Origin of the sequence: Lysobacter daejeonensis GH1-9 (assembly GCF_000768355.1) — a bacterium.
Taxonomy (GTDB): Bacteria; Pseudomonadota; Gammaproteobacteria; order Xanthomonadales; family Xanthomonadaceae; genus Aerolutibacter; species Aerolutibacter daejeonensis.
This window is the reverse complement of record NZ_AVPU01000008.1, coordinates 75,730-92,446: the sequence shown is the minus strand read 5'-3', so window position 1 is coordinate 92,446 and position 16,717 is coordinate 75,730. Positions and strand designations below refer to the sequence as shown.

16 protein-coding genes are annotated in these 16,717 nt (G+C 65.7%); 3 read left to right on the top strand and 13 right to left on the bottom strand.

Features of this window, described 5'->3' with window-relative positions; all coding sequences use genetic code 11:
- Positions 1-6: 6 nt before the first annotated feature.
- From N800_RS06650 to N800_RS06590, 13 genes are all read right to left on the bottom strand, one after another.
- Positions 7-2,598, bottom strand: a complete 2,592-nt coding sequence (locus N800_RS06650; protein ID WP_036136240.1) for a DUF4268 domain-containing protein — start codon at positions 2,596-2,598, stop codon at positions 7-9.
- Entirely contained in the window at positions 2,595-2,819 is a 225-nt protein-coding gene (locus N800_RS06645) for a hypothetical protein (RefSeq protein ID WP_198032485.1), read from the bottom strand. Before N800_RS06645 ends, N800_RS06650 begins: the two co-directional genes overlap by 4 nt.
- Positions 2,820-2,857: 38 nt before the next feature.
- On the bottom strand, positions 2,858-4,099 hold the full coding sequence (locus N800_RS15280) for a restriction endonuclease subunit S (RefSeq protein WP_156962895.1): 1,242 nt from the start codon (positions 4,097-4,099) through the stop codon (positions 2,858-2,860).
- Entirely contained in the window at positions 4,089-5,687 is a 1,599-nt protein-coding gene (locus N800_RS06635) for a type I restriction-modification system subunit M (RefSeq protein ID WP_036136235.1), read from the bottom strand. Before N800_RS06635 ends, N800_RS15280 begins: the two co-directional genes overlap by 11 nt.
- A 113-nt stretch (positions 5,688-5,800) precedes the next feature.
- Entirely contained in the window at positions 5,801-6,427 is a 627-nt protein-coding gene (locus N800_RS06630) for an HD domain-containing protein (protein ID WP_036136306.1), read from the bottom strand.
- A 763-nt stretch (positions 6,428-7,190) separates the two neighbouring features.
- Positions 7,191-7,895 (bottom strand): YiaD family glycine zipper/OmpA-like lipoprotein, encoded by a 705-nt coding sequence (locus N800_RS06625; RefSeq protein WP_425476501.1) that lies wholly within the window; start codon positions 7,893-7,895, stop codon positions 7,191-7,193.
- Positions 7,896-7,971: 76 nt separating this feature from the next.
- A complete protein-coding gene (locus N800_RS06620) occupies positions 7,972-9,387 on the bottom strand; it encodes a WS/DGAT/MGAT family O-acyltransferase (protein WP_232227555.1) in 1,416 nt (471 codons plus the stop codon).
- A 110-nt stretch (positions 9,388-9,497) separates the two neighbouring features.
- Positions 9,498-10,922, bottom strand: a complete 1,425-nt coding sequence (locus N800_RS06615) for a cryptochrome/photolyase family protein (protein ID WP_036136227.1) — start codon at positions 10,920-10,922, stop codon at positions 9,498-9,500.
- Between the two features lie 59 nt (positions 10,923-10,981).
- Entirely contained in the window at positions 10,982-12,394 is a 1,413-nt protein-coding gene (locus N800_RS06610) for a replicative DNA helicase (RefSeq protein WP_036136226.1), read from the bottom strand.
- Between the two features lie 334 nt (positions 12,395-12,728).
- Positions 12,729-13,181, bottom strand: a complete 453-nt coding sequence (gene rplI, locus N800_RS06605) for a 50S ribosomal protein L9 (RefSeq protein WP_036136224.1) — start codon at positions 13,179-13,181, stop codon at positions 12,729-12,731.
- Between the two features lie 131 nt (positions 13,182-13,312).
- A complete protein-coding gene (gene rpsR / locus N800_RS06600) occupies positions 13,313-13,543 on the bottom strand; it encodes a 30S ribosomal protein S18 (RefSeq protein ID WP_036136221.1) in 231 nt (76 codons plus the stop codon).
- 11 nt (positions 13,544-13,554) lie between these two features.
- Positions 13,555-13,986, bottom strand: a complete 432-nt coding sequence (gene rpsF, locus N800_RS06595) for a 30S ribosomal protein S6 (protein ID WP_036136217.1) — start codon at positions 13,984-13,986, stop codon at positions 13,555-13,557.
- A gap of 206 nt (positions 13,987-14,192) precedes the next feature.
- Positions 14,193-14,531, bottom strand: a complete 339-nt coding sequence (locus tag N800_RS06590) for a HesB/IscA family protein (RefSeq protein WP_036136214.1) — start codon at positions 14,529-14,531, stop codon at positions 14,193-14,195.
- Between the two features lie 172 nt (positions 14,532-14,703).
- Here N800_RS06590 and asnS point away from each other — a divergent pair, with 172 nt between their 5' ends.
- From asnS to N800_RS06575, 3 genes are read left to right on the top strand one after another with little or no spacing between them, the layout of a single operon-like run.
- Positions 14,704-16,104 (top strand): asparagine--tRNA ligase, encoded by a 1,401-nt coding sequence (gene asnS / locus N800_RS06585; protein WP_036136211.1) that lies wholly within the window; start codon positions 14,704-14,706, stop codon positions 16,102-16,104.
- Positions 16,105-16,107: 3 nt separating this feature from the next.
- Positions 16,108-16,416 (top strand): hypothetical protein, encoded by a 309-nt coding sequence (locus tag N800_RS06580; RefSeq protein WP_036136208.1) that lies wholly within the window; start codon positions 16,108-16,110, stop codon positions 16,414-16,416.
- Complete coding sequence (locus N800_RS06575) at positions 16,413-16,715, top strand: hypothetical protein (protein WP_036136204.1); 303 nt, start codon at positions 16,413-16,415, stop codon at positions 16,713-16,715. Before N800_RS06580 ends, N800_RS06575 begins: the two co-directional genes overlap by 4 nt.
- Positions 16,716-16,717: the final 2 nt, after the last annotated feature.

Sequence of the window (16,717 nt, the reverse complement as noted above, 5' to 3'; positions counted from 1 at the left end):
TCCTGATCACGGCAACTGCTTCACCAGGGGCCGGAACACCCCATCCATCCGGATGATCCGATCCGCCATCCACTCCACGTACTCCGGCCAACGCGCCTGGTCCTGCAGGTGGCTGCTGTTGCGCCATGACACGATCCGGCACTGGTGCGCGTCGGGCAGTTCCATCCAATCCAGCTCAAACCCCAACTGCTGCTCGATGCTGCCCTTCTGCGCCAGCAGCAGTTTGAAGTGTTCCTTGGGCCGCTTGCCCGCCACCATTATCTCCACGCCCAGCCGCCCCACTTGCTGGTTGACGGTGGGGATCACGCCAAAGCCGGCGCGCCCAATCGAAATATTCAGCCAGCTCTGCGCCGCCGGTTTCTGCGGGCGCACCACGCTTGACTGCGCCACTACGTGCGCCACCAGTTGTGTCCAAAATGCCAGTTGGCGCTGGCGGGTGGGCGTGAGCGCCTTGTCGTCGTCCTCGTTGTCGTCATCGTCGGCGCTTACGCCGATGGCCTCGCGCAGCCACGGCAAACCATGGTCACTTACCAGCGCCAGCTTGACAGCCAGCCAGTCATACAGCGCGGGCCAGTAGGCGCTGTCCTTGCTGGCAGGCACGCACTCCAGCGTCATGAGGGCATCGCCGCCGTCACCATCGTCAAACTCCCACGCCTGTCCCACCCAGCCATTGGGCAGTTCAGGGTCATCGCGCAGGGCGTGCCAGTACGCTCGCGCCTTGGGCTTGAACCGCAGCAGCAGCGCCACGGAGCCGTCCTGCAGTTTGTAACGCATGGCCAACCGCAGGTGTGGGATACCGGACTGCAAGCGCACCACGCGCTTGGATTCGGGCACCAGCTGCGGCAACAAAGAGTGGGCGGCGGCCAGGTGCTCGGCGAATCCGGTCCAGAACGCCAGACGCACCGACCGCGCCTCCTGCTCCTGCGCGGTGTCGGCCTCGGCCGCGTACGCTTCCTTGGGGCCTTGCCACAACGCGGCGGCGTCCATCGCCATACGCTCACCGCGCTCCAGGATCTCGGCCTCGCCCCAGTGTGGGTAGTCGCCCACCTCCCGGGTCAGGCTGATGTTGGACTGGGCAAAACGTGCGCGCTTGACCGTGAACCCCTGATTGCCCACTTCCTGGTTGTACGCCGACAGGGTCAAGTTGCCGGGGCGGTGCAGCCACTCGCCATGCACGCGTTCGGCGTCGTCGCCCAGCGCGTCGGCCCAGTCGTCGCTGAGCGTCTGGGGCAGGATGTGCTCGATCTGCGCCTGCGTCAGCGAGCCCTGCTCTTTGTGTCCGCGTGCCAGTTCCAGCGCCTCCAGCACCTCGCGGGCGTAGCCGCGTTTGTACAGCGGAAAACGGGTGAATGCCTCGATGAAGCGCGCATCCTCCGGCCAGCCCCGTTGCAGCAGGAACTGCTCCAGTGCGGCCACCGGCTCGCCCTGGCTGTCACGAATGGCACGCACGAACATCTCGCCATAACCGCGCGAAGTCTCGCCTGCCACGAAGCGACGCAGGATGAAACCGCACAGCATGTCCACCGCACGCGCCAGACCGGCGTCATCCAGCTGCCCGGCATCGCGCTGTGCGAACAACCACAGCAGCAACGGGAACGTGGTGGAACTGTCCAGCCGGTTGAGCCGGGCCAGCGCCCGCGTCAACGCCACGCTGCTGTCCGGCGCGCGGCTGCCGATGACCGCGTACTGCTCGGCGCGCTGGGCCAACTGCGCGGCCAGTGTGTCAGGAGCGAAGCCGGTGGCCTCATGCCGTGCCTCAAACGTGGCAAAGGTCAGCTTGGGCGGCACGTACTGCCCGTCGGCCATGAGCAGGTCGCGGAAGAACCGGGCAAAACGCTCCTCGTCCAGCCGCCCGTCCCCGGCGGCAAAGCGCGCCTCCAGCGGGTTCCAGCGCTCGGCGTCGAACTCGTCCTGCGCATCGGGCGGCACGTGCATGAACACGAAGTTGCGGATCAGGTCGGCCTGGCTCAGCGGCACGCCGGTGGAATTGAGGCTCTTGAAGATGCTGTAGGCGTTCTCGCTCTCCAGCGTGGCACCCATGAAGTCCAGGCGCTGGCAGACCACCTCGAACAGGCGCCTCAGTGCAGCCGGTTGTTCGTCGGCGCGGGCGTGCAGCATGCGCTCGAAGAACGCCACCGCCTGCGCCATGCGCCCCGGTGCCGGCGGCTTGTCGTCCACGATGGCCAGATAGGCAGTCTGGTCGTGCTCCTTGGGCAACAGCCGGTAGCGCTGCTCGCCCTTGCGGCGCGGGTGCACCAAGTAGTCCTCGTGGATCTCCTGCGCCAGTTCTTCCTGCGCGGTGCGACGCGCCACGTTGCGGATGGACGCCAGAAGCAGCGAGAGCGTGGTCAGGCGCTGCTGCCCGTCGATCAGGTGGAAGCGCGTAGGCTGCCCCGGCTGCGGCGTGCTGCCCACCACGTACACCAGGAAGCCCATGAAATGGTTGCCGGTCTTGCCCGGCTGTTGGATCTCCTCAAGGCTGTCCCACAGCCGCTGCCACTGCGGAAGCTCCCAGCGGTAATGGCGCTGGAACACCGGGATCACGTACTGGCTGGGCGAGTACAGGACCTGGCCGAGGCTGTGGATGATGGCCTTCATGCAAGCACCTCGATCACGATGCCGCCGAATCGGTGTTCGTCGGCGTGGCAGGGGATGCCGTCGATCCAGCAGGCGTGGCTGTCGTAGGGTTCGCCCGTGTCGGCGTACTGAGCGATGAATCCACCGCTGAGGCCTTCATTACCAAACACCAGCGGGCGGCCCTCGGCGGTGACCGCGCGAGTGGCGCAGTTCTCGCAGACATAACGCGGGTACCGAGGCATGGGCTCCAGTACAACCGCGCAGATCGGACAGACGTGACTCATGCGAGGGCAGCCTCGACTTCGCGCTCGGCCTCGGGGAGGCGGAGTTTGCCGGAGATCAGGCGGGGGAGAAGGGTGTCGCGGAGTTCGGCCAACAGCAACTCGCGCTTCTCGTTGGCATGAACTGCCTGCAACAGTGTCTCGGCATTCTTTGAATACGTATCGACAAGTGGCCCAGGCGGAACTAGCGCCGCCTTCCCATGCACATGATTTCGATTGAGCGTTGGGACTGCTGATCCTGCGTTGAGATGCCCCAAATTCATGCGCTTCAAGAACTGATAAACATATGGCGCTGGTGCTGCTCGGAACTCCTTTACCCATAGCGAGGTGTTGAGTGGCCAAAAATCGGTCGCTACATGAAAGACCTTTCCAAGCACTCCGCTTCGACCGGTGGTGACGCCTGGCCCAGTAACCATGGATTCGCGATGCGTTCCATTTGGCCCGCTTGCTGCCATAACGGGGTACTCGCCGTCGATTCGTTTCGTATTTGGAAGATCGAAGCCACGCTGGAGGACGAACAGATCTTCAACTGCCCCCACGAGCCAGCCCTTGGGAATCGGCCCAAGTTCGGAATCCTCAAAGTCGCTGGGGAACAGCGCGGCGGTGGCGGCGTCCATGCCTTCCGGCTCGCGGCCTTCGGCCTTGGCGCGCACGGGGTCGAAGTCCACGAACCAGGATTTGAACAGGGCTTGAGCGATGGCTTCGAGGGTGGCGTTCGTTTGACGCAAGTTGTCAATACGGTCGTCGAGCCTTGCCAGCACCTCCGCAGCGTCCCGCCGAATCTCTGGTGACGGGAGCGCGAACTGATAGCCAGCAATAGCCTGCCATGAGACACGTTGGCGACCAGACGTGCCTTCCATTCGCGCAATCGCGAACTCGCGAAAATCGGCACTGCGGCACAAGTAGTAGATGTAATCGTTGTCGGCGGCCTGATGCCCACAAAGGACGATGAACTCAGTAGATCCTTCGCCGATTACGCATTCATCCAGATTCCTTACCTGAGCTGTCTTACCGTTCTCCAAGCAGGGCGTGATCCTGGCCAGAAGAGTGTCGCCGTTCTGAAAGTGGGACCCCGCCGACTTTGCCGCCCGAGTCGAGATCGCTGTTGCCTCGATATCGCGACCACTTAACGGAAGCGCAGACATTTCGATAAAGGGCACCGGCTCGCCCTTATTCACTCTTCTTCGCGGGTTGATTGCTGCGATATCTGTGAGCTTTGCCGCAGGCCATTCAAACGCCATAACCCAGCGCCCCCAACTTCTCCCTGATCACAGTATCCAACTCCGCACCCCTCGCCATCTGCTCGGCCAGCTGCGCGGTCAGCCGCTCCATCTTGTCGTTGAACGCCTCGTCGTCGTCCTCTTCTACCTGCGCGCCCACATAGCGGCCCGGGGTCAGCACAAAGCCGTGCTTCTCCACCTCCGCCAGTGACGCGCTGTAGCAGAACCCTGGCACGTCGGCATACTCGCCGCCATCACTGAAGTCGCTGCCGCGCCAGCGGTGGTAGGCCTGCGCGATGCGCTGCATGTCCTCGTCGGCGAACTCGATCTGGGTGCGGCCGATGCGCCCGCTCGCCGCCTTGCGTGCGTCGATGAACAGCACCTGCCCGCGCCGGTCGGCTTTGCCGTTGCCGCCCGTGCCCTTGTCCTTGGAAAGAAACCACAGGCACGCCGGGATCTGCGTGTTGGAGAACAGCTGCCCCGGCAGGGCCACCATGCACTCCACCACGTCGGCCTGCACCATGGCGCGGCGGATGTCGCCCTCGCCGCTCTGCTGCGAGCTCATGCTGCCGTTGGCCAGCACGATGCCAGCGCGCCCGCGCGATGACAGCCGCGCCAGCATGTGCTGCAGCCAGGCAAAGTTGGCGTTGCCCTTGGGGGGGATGCCGTACACCCAGCGCGGGTCGTCGGCTAGCTTGTCGCCGCCCCAGTCGGAGATGTTGAACGGCGGGTTGGCCAGCACGTAGTCGGCGCGCAGGGTCTTGTGCTGGTCGTTGGCGAAGGTATCGCCGTAGGTCTTGCCCAGGTCGCCGTGCAGGCCGTGCACGGCCAGGTTCATCAGCGCCAGGCGGCGGGTGGCGGCCATCAGCTCCTGGCCGTGGATGGCCAGGTCGCCCTTCCTTGCTTTGGTCTGGTGCGCGTCCTTGAACCGCGCCGACTGCACGAACATGCCGCCCGAGCCGCAGGCCGGGTCGTAGATGGTGCCCTTGAACGGCGCCAGGATCTCCACCAGCAGGTTGACCACGCTCTTGGGCGTGTAGAACTCGCCGGCGCGGGCGCCTTCCTTCAGTGCGAACTGGCCGAGGAAGTACTCGTACACCTCGCCGAACACGTCGCGGCTGCCGTGCTTGCCGGGGTTGAAGTGCAGGCGGGCGATCAGCTGCATCAGCTCGCCCAGCTTGCCGGGCTCCAGCTCCAGGCGACTGAACTCGCGGTACAGCACGCCCTTCAGGGTGGGGTTCTCGGCCTCGATCTCGCCCAGCGCGGTGTCCAGCTTCTGCGCCAGATCGGGCGCGGCGGCCTGCGCCAGCAGGGTGTCGAAGTGCGCCTGCGGCGGCACCCAGAACACGTTGTCGGCATCGAAGAACGTCTTGTCGCCGGTGAATACCGCTTCGCTGTCCTGCCGCACCTGTGGGTCGGCGATGTAGTACTCGGACTTGGGCTCGGCCAGGCGGTGGCGGATCACCTGCGCCTGGGCGTCGTACAGGTCCGACACGTACTTGAGGAACACCAGCCCCAGCACCGGGTATTTGTAGGTGGCGGCGGCCACGGAGCCGCGCAGCTTGTCGGCGGTGTCCCAGAGGGTCTTTTTAAATTCTTCGTTGGTCATGGCGTGTCAATGGCGCGCGCGGTGGCGCAGGCACGTGGGGGCACCGGTGCGGGGGACGATACTGTAGCTCTGACGGGCACGTCCGCTGCATGGGGTGGACGACCAATGTCCGGTCAAGCGGCCAGCGGTCGGCGCTCGGCCGCATCGGCCCATTGGTGCATCTGCGCGACCACCGCATCCAGCACTGGCGCGACCTTGACCTGCCGGGTTGTGAACACGCGCGATAGCGCTTCGTAGTAGCCCAGGGTGCCGACCTTGCCTCCGGTGAAACGCTCGAACACGGCCTGCCCCACTCCGGGGGCTTGCAGGTCCTGCATGATGGCGCGGGCGTTGTGCAGCTTGTCGCAGGCCGACACCAGCAAGGCGGCGGCGTCCACGTCCTGCAGGTGCGCCAAGTACGCCTGCTTACGCTCGGCCCAATGGCGCCGCTTAGCCTCCGGGTCGGTGTGACCGGCCTTGCTCTCGGCAGAGCCGTCGGTGCAGGCCTCCACAATGCTGGCCACGCCCTCACCGAACTTCGCGCGCACGAGGGCGCGATGCGCCTCGCCGCAGTCCTCGACCACGTCGTGCAGCAGGCCGGCGATGGCCTGGTCCTCGTTGCCGCCAAACTCGATCACCAGGCTGGCCACGCCGAGCAGGTGGTACAGGTAGGGGATATTGGAACCCTTGCGCACCTGGGCTGCGTGGGCGATACGGGCGTAATCGACGGCCCGGGTGAAGCGGTCGGTCAGTACGGTCATGGTGCCCCCTGTGGCGTCCGTGCCCATCATGCCTCGCCTCGGTCTCTGCGCGTGAGATGACAAAGTCTCGCGGGCCCCGTCGGGCCCGGTCTCTCACCCCTTGGCGCTCAGAATGCGCTCCAGCCAGACAGGCCGCCGCCGTTGAGGGCCTGGCACCGCGCCGCAGTCCTCACTTGGGAGAGCATTGGCTTCTGACCGTCCCAAGCATGGAGAAGTCCGCGGTTGCGACCGGGCGATCTCGGTCGAAGCTCCACCCCTGCTGGGCGTTAAGGCTCGCATAGACGGCAAAGCTCGACCGCGATGTAGCAGAACACGCGCACCACGTCCTTCTTCAATTGCGGGTCTGGGCACCAAATGTCGGCACGCCCCTGATAGAACTTAATTTCCACCCGAAGAAAGGTGGTGAGCGGTACAGGGTCAGAACCTGTGACCGCTACCATGTCAATCTGACGACAGGCCAATTCAAGGCCCTGGCATAAGACGGTAACAATGACGGTAGGTTGACCAGTGCGAAAGGCGTGGAGCGCGTATCTACAGGCCCGCAGCGCACAATTAGGTAGAGCCCACCCCACCAACACAAACCCCAGTCGGAAACGACTGGGGTTTTTCTTTGGCCTTGGCCCGGTTGCTCGAGTCGCTCCGACTTCGCTCCGCCAACGCGACGCCAGCTACCGTCAAAGTCACGCCCTGGCCACAGCTTCAAAGAAGACGGGCCACCTCGCGGCAGCCCGTCTCCCCGTTGTGACTTTTGTTTCTGTTTCGATTACGAACGCAGCGGCACCAGGGTGATCTCGACGCGACGGTTCTGCGCGCGGCCGGACTCGGTGTCGTTGCTGGCCACCGGGCGGGTTTCGCCGGCGCCGAGCAGGATGAAACGATCGCGCATCAGGCCCTTGCCCATCAGGTAGTTGCCCACGGCCGCGGCGCGGCGCTCGGACAGCTGCTGGTTGTAGCTGTCGGTACCGACGCTGTCGGTATGGCCAGCCACTTCCACGATGGTCTGGTTGTATTCCTGCAGCGTGGCCGCGACATCGTTGAGGACCGGGTAGAACTGCGGCTGCAGGTCGGAGCGGTCGAAGCCGAAGGTGATGTTGCTCGGCATGTTCAGTGTGATGTTGTCGCCGTTGCGCACGACTTCGACGCCGGTACCGGCCATCTTCTCGCGCAGGGCGCGTTCCTGACGGTCCTGGTAGTTGCCGATGGCGCCGCCGGCCAGACCGCCGACACCCGCGCCAACCAGCGCACGCTGGCGACGCTCGGTGGCGTCGTCACCCGACAGCAAGCCTGCCACTGCGCCCACGGCCGCACCGATCAGCGCGCCCTTCTTGGTGCGGCTCATGCCGTCCTGGTCGGTGGTACCGGCGCTGCCGTAGGCGCCGCCACCGGCGGTGGTGGCGCAGCCCGCGAGCATCGCGGTGGAAAGAGCAGCGGCAAGCGCGATCTTGAGCGAGTTATTCATGAGGGTCATTCCTTGGGGGGTGTAGATGACGGGCACAAGCTAAACACGCCCCTGTCAGGAAAGGGTGACGACCCGGGCAGCCTGTTCAGGTTTCGGAAGGAATCAGCTGGAAGGCGCTTTCGGCATCCAGACGGTGATCCCAATTGCCCATCAGCGACAGGTAAAGCAGCTTGTCGAACTCGCTGCCAAAACGCTGGATGACGTTATCCGGGTCTGGAATCAGCTTGGCGTCGGAGATCAGGCCGAAGTGCACGCGCCCGTTGTAGCTGAGAATGGAAATGCCGACCCCGACGGTGCCGGTTTGCGGCACCCAGAACATCATTTCCCGCAACTTGCACCCGGCCATGTACAGCGGCTGCTGCGGCCCCGGCACGTTGGTCGCCACTGCCGACGCCTTCCGGCTGAACAGATCCAGCGCCAGGCTCTGCACCGCCGAGGGCGCCATGCCCAGCGCGGCCAGCAGGCCATAGGCGACGATGGCCTGCCGTGAGTTCTTGAGGGAATTCATCGATTCGGCCACGCGTTCGATACGACGGATGGGATTGCCCTCGCCCACCGGCAGGTCCAGGAACACCAGGCCAAAGTGGTTCCCCAGCTTCTTGGCATGTTCGAGTGGCCGCAGGTTCACCGGCACCGTGGCCCGCAGGGTCAGCCCTTCGACACAATCGCCGCGTTCGATCATGTAGCTGCGCAATGCGCCGGCGGCGGTGGCCATGAGTACGTCGTTGACCGTGCATTCGCAGGCACGTCCCACCGCCTTGACCTCTTCCAGGTCCAGGGGCTCGGCCCAGGCCACGCGCTTGCTGACGCCCAGCGGGCCGCGCAACACCGAGGGTGGATCATCCGACAAGGCCACCGCATGCACCAGTTCGCGGGCGATCTCGCCACCCTCCTTGGCCAGCACGGCGGCGAGGCTGGGGTCGCGGTACATCTCCATGCCCTTCTCCACCGCGCGCGTGCCCAGTTGCACATAGCGGTCCACCGCACCTACGCGGCGCGCGACATGGGCGTGGTCGTGCTTGAGCCAGGACGCATGCAGTTCATCGCCAGCCACCGGTTCGCGCGTGGTATCCGTCAGCGAGAGCAATACCTGCACCAGCGCGATGCCGTCGGCATAGCTGTGGTGGATGCGTGCCACCAGCGCCGAGCCACCCCGGTAGCGCTCCACCAGCTGGAACTGCCAAAGCGGGCGGCCGTGGTCGAGCGGGCTGGAGGCCAGTTGGCTGACGAAGCGCTCCATGGCCCGCTTGTCGCCACGGCCCGGCAGCGCCGCCGCCTGCACATGCCAATCCAGGTCGAAATCGCGATCGGTCACCCAGGAGGCACCGGTCGGCGCGTCCACCGCCTTCTGCGTGAAGCGTCGATAGGCCAGGAAGCGCTGCTTCACGACCTTGCGCAACCGCTCGACGTCCATCGGCTCGGCAAACATCAGCACGCCGGTGATCATCATGGGGTTGGTGGGTCGCTCCATGCGCAGCCACGCCGTGTCCACCTTGGACATGCTTTCCCGACGCGGCCCCCTGGGCCTGCGCGCACGCTGCTTGGGCGCCGCTGTGGCCATGCAACCCTCCCGTGGTTTGCTGCGAGTGAATCACGCAGCCGTGAGGAGCGTCAACGCGAGGCGCGCAGGGTCCGGTAGGCACCCAAGGCGGCGTCGCGTCCAGACGCCAGGTCCACCAGCGGGTGCGCCGGATAGTCGGGGGCCAAGCGCGCGGCCACGGCAGGATCGGTCCATGGAGCAAAGCGCAGCGCCGTTGGCAACTTGGCGAGTTCGGGAACCCAACGGGTGATGTAACGCGCGTCGGGGTCGAAGCGGGTCGCCTGCGTGACCGGATTGAACACGCGGAAGTACGGGGCTGCGTCCGCGCCGGTTCCGGCTACCCATTGCCAGCCCAGCGTGTTGTTGGCCAGGTCGGCGTCGACCAGCGTGTCCCAGAACCAGCGTGCGCCCTCCAGCCAGTGCGCACGCATGTGCTTGGTCAGGTAGCTGCCGACGATCATGCGCACGCGGTTGTGCATCCAGCCGGTGGCCAACAGCTCACGCAGGCCGGCGTCGACGATCGGCACGCCGGTGCGTCCGGTGCGCCAGCGCTCCAGCGTCTCCTCGCGCAGGTTCGCCCATGCAAACCGGTCGAACGCCGGGTTGAAGTTGTGCTGCGCCGATTGCGGGAAATGATGCAACAGGTGGTGTGCGAACTCCCGCCAGCCCAGTTCTCGCAGCCAGGCATCGACCCCGGCGGCCGACGCCGCCGATCGCGCCGACTGGATTGCCGCCGCCAATCGCCAAGGGGCGATTTCACCAAAGTGCAGGTGTGGCGACAGGCGCGAGGTGCCCACCTGGTCGGGGCGATCGCGGCTGTCTGCATAACCATGCAATGCGCCGTCAATGAAGACCTCAAGCGCTGCATGGGCACCTGCTTCACCGGGCGTCCAGTCGCTCCAGAACGGCATGTCCCATCGCGGCGTGGGCAAGAGCCCAAGCGCCGCCAGCGGCACCCCGGCGGGACCGGTGTCGGCCTCGGCCAGTGCGGCTGGTGCCTCCCAGAGCGGTTCGTTCCGCCACTGCGCCGACGCCGCGCGCCAGAATGGCGTGAATACCTTGAACGGGCCACCCTGCTTGGTCTGGACCGCCCATGGTTCGAACATCAGGCTGCCGTTGAAGCTTTCCACGCGCAGTCCTTGCGCGCGCAGGGCCTGCTTGATGCCGGTATCCCGCTGCTCGATGGCGGGCTCGTAACGCCGGTTCCAGAAAACCGCTTCAGCGCCGCTGGCGGCCACCACCGCCTGGAGGATCGCCAGGCTGGGCCCATGGAACAGCCGCAGGTGCGTGCCACGTTGGCGCAGGTCCGCATCCAACGCAGCCAACGATTGGTGGCGCCAGGCGAGGCTGGCCGCACCGGGAGCCCAGGGGAACTCTTCCTCGGGGGCATGGATGTAAAGCGGCAGTGGTGTGTATCCGCCGTCCAGCGCGGCTCGAAGTGCCGGGTTGTCGGCCAGGCGCAGGTCATTGCGGAACCACACCAGCGCGATGGGCATCGTCGTCGGCTTCCAGACAGGGACGGCTCATTCTGCCAGAGCCGCATGCGCCCCTTGCGCTATTCGAAACTGCCCATCGAGTCGTGCGAGAGGTTGTCGAAACGCGTGTACTCGCCGAAGAACTTGAGCTTGATCGAGCCGGTCGGGCCCGAACGCTGCTTGCCGATGATGACTTCGGCCAATCCCTTGTCCGGCGAGTTTTCCTTGTTGTAGTAATCGTCGCGGTAGATGAAGACGATCATGTCCGCGTCCTGCTCGATGGCGCCCGATTCGCGCAGGTCGGCCATCACCGGGCGCTTGTCGGCGCGCGTTTCCAGCGAACGGTTGAGCTGCGAGAGCGCGATCACCGGCACCTGCAGTTCCTTGGCCAGGCCTTTGAGCGAGCGCGAGATCTCGGAGATTTCCGTCGCACGGTTCTCGTTGTTGCCGGGCACGGACATCAGCTGCAGGTAGTCGATAACGATCAGGCCCAGGCCATGCTCGCGCTTGAGGCGACGCGCCTTGGCGGCCAGCTTGACCGGCGACAGGCCCGGCTCGTCGTCGATGAAGATCTTCACTTCCTTGAGCTGGCGGATCGCGCTGGTGACGCGGCTCCAGTCCTCGTCTTCCAGTTGGCCGGTGCGCAGTCGCTGCGCGTTGACGCGGCCCACCGACGAGATCAGGCGCAGCGCCAGCTGGCTGGCCGACATTTCCATCGAGAACACCGCCACCGGCTGCTTGCTCTTGAACGCTGCGAATTCGGCCATGTTCAGCGCGAGCGTGGTCTTGCCCATCGCGGGACGCGCGGCGAGGATGATCAGGTCGGTCTTCTGCAGGCCGGCCGTGAGCTCGTCGAACTCGGTGTAGCCCGTGGGCAGGCCGGTGACGCTGCCGCCGTTGGCATAACGGGTCTGCAGCACGTCGAAGGCCTCGACCAGCGCCTTCTGCACGTCGGTGAAGTCCGAACGGCCCGACGTGCGCGACTGGGCGATGGCGAGGACCTGCTTCTCGGCCTCCTCCAGGATCATGTCGCTGTCGCGGCCATCAGGCTGGAAGCCGTCGTTGACGATGCCCGTACCGACGTCGATCAGCTGGCGCAGCACGGCCTTGTCACGCACGATCTCGGCGTAGGCCAGGATGTTGGCCGCCGACGGCGTGGTGCTGGCGAGTTCGATCAGGTAGGCGCCGCCGGCCACCTGCTCGGCCAGGCCCATCGACTCGAACCACTCACCCAGCGTTACCGCATCGAACGGCTTGCTCTTCTGCGCCAGCTCAGCGATGGCACGGTAGATCAGCTGGTGGTCGCGACGGTAGAAGTCGTTGTCGTTGAGCTGGTCGGCAATGCGGTCGTAGGCATTGGGGTCCAGCATGAGGCCGCCGAGCACGGCCTGCTCCGCCTCGACCGATTGCGGGGGCACCCGCAACTGGTCCATGCGCTGGTCGGAACGGGTCTCGAACCGCTTGTCGTTGCGGAAACCGGGACGTGCGCTCATGGCTAGTGGAATCCCCTGGAATGGGCCGTCTGCGCGGCCTTGGTGAAACGACTGGTCGGCCATCCTATGCCCCGATGGCCGCCGGGTGTTGCAGACAAGTCTGTGGATAAGCTGCGGATAGCCGCGCGCGGGGACATGGCCCGGAACCTAGCCCACCGCTGTCTCATTGCCTGCGACGGCGAGTGGGCACGCACCCGGTGATGGGCTCGCGCCCAGCCAGGCATGCCAGGGCCTTGGCTTGCCCGCGCATCGCCCCGCCGACTTCACACCCCGGGCCTGGAAACACGAAGGGCGCCTTGCGGCGCCCTCCGGCAGCACAGCCTGGATCGGTGGATCAGGCGGCTTCGGCTTCGACGATCACCTTGACGGTGGTCTCGACGTCGGCGTGCAGGTGGACCAGCACGTCGTATTCGCCGATGTGGCGGATGGCGCCCTCGCCCATGATGACTTCGGACTTGGCGACCTCGTAGCCGTGCTTGGTCAGCGCGTCGGCGATGTCACGGGTGGTGACCGAGCCGTACAGCTTGCCTTCGGTGGCGGCGTTGGCGCGGATGGTCACCGACACGCCTTCCAGCTTGGCCTTGCGGGCTTCGGCGTTGTCGTGGATCGACTTGGCCTTGGCTTCGTACTCAGCGCGCTTGGCTTCGAACTCGGCCAGGTTGGCGGCGGTGGCCGGCACGGCCTTGCCCTGCGGCACGAGGTAGTTGCGGCCGTAGCCCGGCTTGACGGTGACGGTGTCACCCAGGCCGCCGAGGTTGGTGACCTTCTGCAGGAGGATCAGCTTCATGGTGTTGCTCCGGATTCGTTAGCAGGGCGTCGCCCTGCAGCAATGGCTGTTGTCCGAATGAGTGCGGCAGGAAGGCAGGCGTCGCCTGCCCTCCGCCGGCTACCCGCGGGATGGCCCCGCAGGTGCGCCAATCAAACGTTGTGATTGTCGGTGTACGGGATCAGGGCCAGGAAGCGGGCGCGCTTGATCGCGGTCGACAGCTGGCGCTGGTACTTCGACTTGGTGCCGGTGACGCGGCTCGGGACGATCTTGCCGGTCTCGGTCAGGTACTGGCGCAGGGTGTTGAGATCCTTGTAATCGATCTCCTTGACACCCTCGGCGGTGAACTTGCAGAACTTGCGGCGGCGGAAGAACTTGGACATGTCAGTGATCCTCAGGCGGCTTCGGCGTTGTCGTCGGTGGACTCGTCGGCGGCAGTGCCGGCGTCGGTGCCTTCGTCGTCACGGCGGCGGCGCTCGCCACGCTCCGGCTTGTCACCCTTCTCGTCCTTGAACTTCATGATCAGGGACTGTTCGGTGTCGGCCTCGTCACGCTTCATGACCAGGTGGCGCAGGACGGCGTCGTTGAAACGGAAACCGTCGACCAGCTCGTTCAGCACGCTCTGGTTGCACTCGATGTTCAGCAGCACGTAGTGCGCCTTGACCAGGTTCTCGATCGGGTAGGCCAGCTGGCGGCGGCCCCAGTCTTCAAGGCGGTGAACGGTGCCCGAACCGTTCTCGATCAAGCCCTTGTAGCGCTCGATCATGGCCGGGACCTGTTCGCTCTGGTCCGGGTGGACCAGGAACACGACTTCGTAATGACGCATTGTGTTGTTCCTTGTGGATGAAGGCCGGCGAAAGCTGGCCTGTTCAGCCCTCCGCCACCCTCGCATCGGGTGGATGCCGGGCGCGGTCGGGCAAGGGGCTCCTGCAGCCAAGGCCGCGGGAGCCGGAAAGTATGGCAGGACGCGGACTTAGACGCAAACGAGGAAGCCGGGCGGGAGGCCAGATCCGGCCCCTGCCCAGGGCTGGGTCAGGCCGCGTGTACCGTGGTGGTGAAGCTCTCGCCGCAGCCGCACTCGTCGGCCACGTTGGGGTTGCGGAACACGAACTGCTCGCCCAGGCGCTGCTTGACCAGGTCGATCTCGGTGCCGTCGACGAGCGGCAGGCTGATGGCGTCCACGTAGATGCGCACGCCCTCCTGCTCGAAGACGGTGTCGCCAGCACGCTCATCCTTGGCCAGGTCCGCTGTGTGCTGCCAGCCCGAGCACCCGGTCTTGGTGACGCCAAAGCGCAGGCCGACGGCCTCGGGGGTCTCGACGAGGTAGCGCTGCACGCGGGCAAGGGCGGCGGGGCTGAGGGTGACGGCCATGGACGACTCCAGAAGTACGGCAACAGTATACGGATAGGACCCTGACAGGACCGGCAACGCCCACCGGGCACGTCAGCGTCGGAAACTGGCCGCCGACTCGCAAGCACGCGCCGGCAACCGGTAAACTCGACCTCTTTCCCCATATCGGCCCTTTGCGGCAAGGATTCAAGGCATGACGGTGGTCAGCGTCTCGCAGGCGCTCGCGGGCAAGGTGCCCGCTGGCGGAGAAGTCACGGTCCGCGGCTGGGTACGCACCCGGCGCGACGCCAAGGCCGGGCTGAGCTTCGTGAACGTCAGCGACGGCTCCTGCTTCGCGCCGATCCAGGTGGTGGCGCCCAATACCCTGTCCAACTACGAGGACGAGGTGAAGCGCCTCACGGCCGGCTGCGCGGTGATCGCCACCGGCACGCTGGTGCAGTCGCAGGGCCAGGGCCAGGCCTACGAACTCCAGGCCAGCAAGGTCGAGGTCGTGGGCTGGGTCGATGACCCGGAAACCTACCCGATCCAGCCCAAGGCGCACTCGCTGGAATTCCTGCGGGAAGTGGCGCACCTGCGCCCGCGCACCAACCTGTTCGGTGCGGTCACCCGCATCCGCGACTGTCTGGCGAAGGCCGTGCACCGCTTCTTCCACGAGCAGGGCTATTACTGGATCAGCACTCCAATCGTGACCACGTCCGATGCGGAGGGCGCGGGCCAGATGTTCCGCGTTTCCACGCTGGACCTGGCCAACCTGCCACGCACGCCCAAGGGCGAGGTCGACTTCAGCCGCGACTTCTTCGGCAAGGAGACCTTCCTGACGGTGTCCGGCCAGCTCAACGTGGAGGCCTACTGCCTGTCGCTGAGCAAGGTCTACACCTTTGGCCCGACCTTCCGCGCCGAGAACAGCCACACCACCCGCCACCTGGCCGAGTTCTGGATGGTGGAGCCGGAAATCGCCTTCGCCGACCTGGCTGAAGATGCGCGCGTGGCCGAAGATTTCCTCAAGTACCTGTTCCGTGCCGTGCTGGCCGAGCGCGCCGATGACCTCGCGTTCATCGCCGAGCGCGTGCAGCCCGATGCGATCACGCGCCTGGAGAAGTTCGTCAACGCGCCGTTCGAACGCATCGAGTACACCGACGCGATCAAGCTGCTGCAGAACGCCGGCAAGAAGTTCGAGTTCCCGGTGGAATGGGGGCTGGACCTGCAGACCGAGCACGAGCGCTGGTTGACCGAGGAGCATGTCGGTCGCCCGGTGGTGGTGACCAACTATCCCGAGCACATCAAGGCGTTCTACATGCGCCTCAACGACGACGGCAAGACCGTCGCGGCGATGGACGTGCTGGCGCCGGGTATCGGCGAGATCATCGGCGGTTCGCAGCGCGAGGAGCGCCTGGACGTGCTCGATTCGCGCATGGCGCAGTTCGGCCTCGATCCGGCGCATTACGAGTGGTACCGCGATTTCCGCCGTTACGGCACGGTGCCGCACGCCGGTTTCGGCCTCGGCTTCGAACGCCTGGTGGTCTACGTGTGCGGCCTGTCCAACATCCGCGACGCGATCCCCTACCCGCGCGCACCGGGCAGTGCGGAGTTCTGATCGGTGATCCTGTTCTTGGCCCTCTGCTGCCTGGCGCTGGCCATCGCCGGTGCCACCGCGCTTGCGATCTTCTGGCCGCTGACCCTGGTGCACGTGCGTGACCGCCATCCGGAGTTGCAGCGCAACCTGGGCGAACTGGCGTTCGCCAAGCCGGCGTCGCTGTGGTGGCTGCTGCGCGGCGGCTACCGCGCAGCGAACGACCGCAACCTCAACGGGCTGGCCACGCCGGCCCGCATTTCGCTGATGTGCATCATCGGCGGCCTCGTGGCAGGCGGTCTGCTCTGGTTGTTGTCCATGGTGGTGTCGGCATGAGCACGCGTGACGAATGGTGGTTGGCCACGTTGGGCCGCACGGTGGTCTGGGCGCGGCTGCGCGTGCTCGACGCGGGCACCGCCGAGGTGTTCGACAGCGATGGCAACGCCCAGCCCTACGACAGCGAGGACAGCGCTCGCGCGGCGCTGATGGATGCGGAGTACGTGGCGCTGGAGGGCATGGACGCGGATGACGCGGCCGCACGCGGCTTGGCGCTGGATGAGTTGGTGCCACCCCAGTCGGCCGATGACGCCCAGCTGCGTGAGTTGATGGTCCAGAAACTGCCATCCCGCCACTAGCC